This is a genomic window from Paraconexibacter sp. (genome assembly GCF_041602235.1).
Classification (GTDB): Bacteria; Actinomycetota; Thermoleophilia; order Solirubrobacterales; family Solirubrobacteraceae; genus Paraconexibacter.
Genome location: NZ_JBFIGP010000403.1, coordinates 1 through 2,576, shown reverse-complemented (window position 1 = coordinate 2,576; position 2,576 = coordinate 1). Strand labels below are relative to the sequence as shown.

Below are 2,576 nucleotides of genomic sequence, written 5' to 3'. Positions count from 1 at the left end.
CCCGGCAGGCGCAACCCGCCGCCGACGACGGCAGCCCGGCCGGGAGGCCTGCGTGAGCGAGGAGATCCCGCTGGCGCGACCGGTGCTCGGCCGCGAGGAGGAGGAGCGCGTGCTCGAGGTCCTGCGCTCGGGGCAGCTCTCCCTCGGGCCGACCGGACCGGCGTTCGAGCGGGCGTTCGCGGACAAGGTCGGGGCGGCGCACGCGAGCGCCGTCTCGAGCGGGACCGCCGGCCTGCATCTCGCGCTGCGAGCGGTCGGTGTCAGCGATGGCGACGAGGTCGTCACTTCCCCGTTCAGCTTCGTCGCCAGCGCCAACGCGGTGGTGTTCGAGCGGGCCAGGCCGGTGTTCGCCGACATCGATCCGGTCACGCTGGATCTCGACCCGGCCGCGGCGGCCGCCGCGGTGACCGAGCGCACGACCGCGATCCTCCCGGTCCACATCTTCGGCTACCCGGCCGACCTCCCGGCGTTCGAGCGGCTCGGTCTCCCGATCGTGGAGGACGCCTGCGAGGCGCTCGGCGCCCGCGACCGGGAGGGGGTGCCGATCGGCGGCCGGGGCCACCCCGCGGTCTTCGGCTTCTACGCCAACAAGCAGATGACCACCGGCGAGGGCGGCATGGTCACCACGGGTGACGCCGGCGTGAAGGCCCGGATCGACAGCGAGCGCAACCAGGGCCGGGCACCGGACATGGGGTGGCTGGACCACGACCGGCTCGGCTTCAACTACCGGCTCAGCGACCTGCAGGCTGCGGTCGGGCTCGCCCAGCTCGACCGGCTGGACGGCATGCTCGCGGGGCGCGCGCAGGCAGCGGCCTGGTACCGCGAGGCCCTGACCGATCTCGCGTCCGAGCTCGACCTCGGGCTGCCGTGCGAGGACCGCGACGCCGAACGCCGTGGGTGGTTCGTCTTCGTGGTGCAGGTGCCGCGCGGAACCGATCGCGACGCCGTGATCCGTGCCCTCCGCGAGCGTGGCGTGCAGAGCAAGCCCTACCTGCCGGCGATCCATCTCATGAGCTACTACCGCGAGGTGCACGGTCATCGCGAGGGCGAGTTCCCGGTGTGCGAGGACGTCGCGGCCCGCTCGATCGCACTCCCGTTCTTCCCTGAGCTTCGCCAGGAGCAGGTCGAGCGCGTCGCCGAGGAGCTCGGCGCGGTCCTGCGGGCACGGTAGGCGGAGCCGTACGGCGGTGCCTCGATAGCCTCCGGCACCCATGTCGCGCTTCTCGCTCCCGCAGGACCCTGCGTTCCAGGCCATGAACACCTCGCTGGGGTTCGACCAGCGGCTCTGGCCGTTCGATGTCGCCCAGTCGCGCGCGCATGCGCGCATGCTGGCCGCGCAGGGGATCATCGGTGAGGAGGACCGTGACGCGATCCTCAGCGGTCTGGACGCCGTGGAGCGCGAGCTGCGCGACGGCACCTTCCCGTTCCGCGAGGACGACGAGGACATCCACATGGCGGTGGAGCGCCGGCTGACCGAGATCGTCGGCGCCCCCGGCGGGAAGCTCCACACCGCGCGCTCGCGCAACGACCAGGTGATCACGGATCTCGCGATGTTCACGCGGGACGCCGCCCAGCGGGCGATCGCCCAGCTGAACGATCTGCGTCGGGTCCTGCTGGACGTGTCCGAGGCCCACCTGGACTGGCCGCTCCCCGGCTACACGCACCTGCAGCGCGCGCAGCCGGTGTACCTCTCCCATCACCTGCTGGCGTACTTCTGGATGATCACCCGCGACGTCGGGCGCTTCCAGGCGGTCCTCGATGCCTCGGCGGAGCTCCCCCTGGGGGCAGGTGCCCTGGCGGGCGTCAACTTCGACACCGACCGCCGGATGGTCGCGGCCGAGCTGGGGTTCACGGGTGTGACCGCGAACTCCGTCGATGCGGTGTCCAACCGCGACTTCGCGCTCGACCTGCTCCACGCGCTCTCGGTGTGCGCGACACACCTCAGCCGCCTGGGGCAGGAGGTCGTCCTGTGGACGAGCTCGGAGTTCGGCTTCATGACGCTCTCCGACGCCTGGTCCTCGGGCTCGTCGATCATGCCGCAGAAGAAGAACCCCGACGCCGCGGAGCTCCTGCGCGGCAAGGCCCCCCGGGTCTGGGCACATCAGGCCGCTCTGCACGGCGTGATCCACGCGCTGCCTCTGACCTACAACAAGGATCTGCAGGAGGACAAGGAGCACCTGTTCGACGCCGTGGACACCGTCGAGGTCTGCGTCGCGGCGGCGGCGGGCATGCTCTCCACCGCGACGTTCCATCGTGACGCGATGGCCGCCGCGGCCTCCGACGAGATGATCGCCGCGGTCGACCTCGCCGACCTGCTGGTGAAGCAGGGCACGCCCTTCCGCGAGGCGCACGGCGTCATCGCCCGGCTGGTACGGGAGGCGGTGGAGTCGGGACAGACGCTGGGTGCGGTCGCGGTCCCGGAGCTCGGCGACGATGCTGCCGCCGTTCTGGAGCAGAGCTCGTGGCTCGAATCGAAGGTCTCCGAGGGCGGCACCGCGCTGGTCCGTGTGCGCGAGCAGCTCGCGCAGGCTCGCGCCCTGGTCGGGTGAGTTCCGGCCGGTGACCGCGCGCCCGCT

Annotated in this window: 2 protein-coding genes; both read left to right on the top strand. The window is 71.9% G+C overall.

Annotated elements, in window-relative coordinates; all coding sequences use genetic code 11:
• Positions 1-52: 52 nt before the first annotated feature.
• On the top strand, positions 53-1,171 hold the full coding sequence (locus ABYE80_RS19610) for a DegT/DnrJ/EryC1/StrS family aminotransferase (RefSeq protein WP_372791993.1): 1,119 nt from the start codon (positions 53-55) through the stop codon (positions 1,169-1,171).
• 40 nt (positions 1,172-1,211) lie between these two features.
• Positions 1,212-2,549 carry an argininosuccinate lyase gene (argH, locus tag ABYE80_RS19605; protein ID WP_372791992.1) on the top strand — a complete coding sequence of 446 codons (1,338 nt, stop codon included), beginning with the start codon at positions 1,212-1,214 and terminating at the stop codon, positions 2,547-2,549.
• Positions 2,550-2,576: the final 27 nt, after the last annotated feature.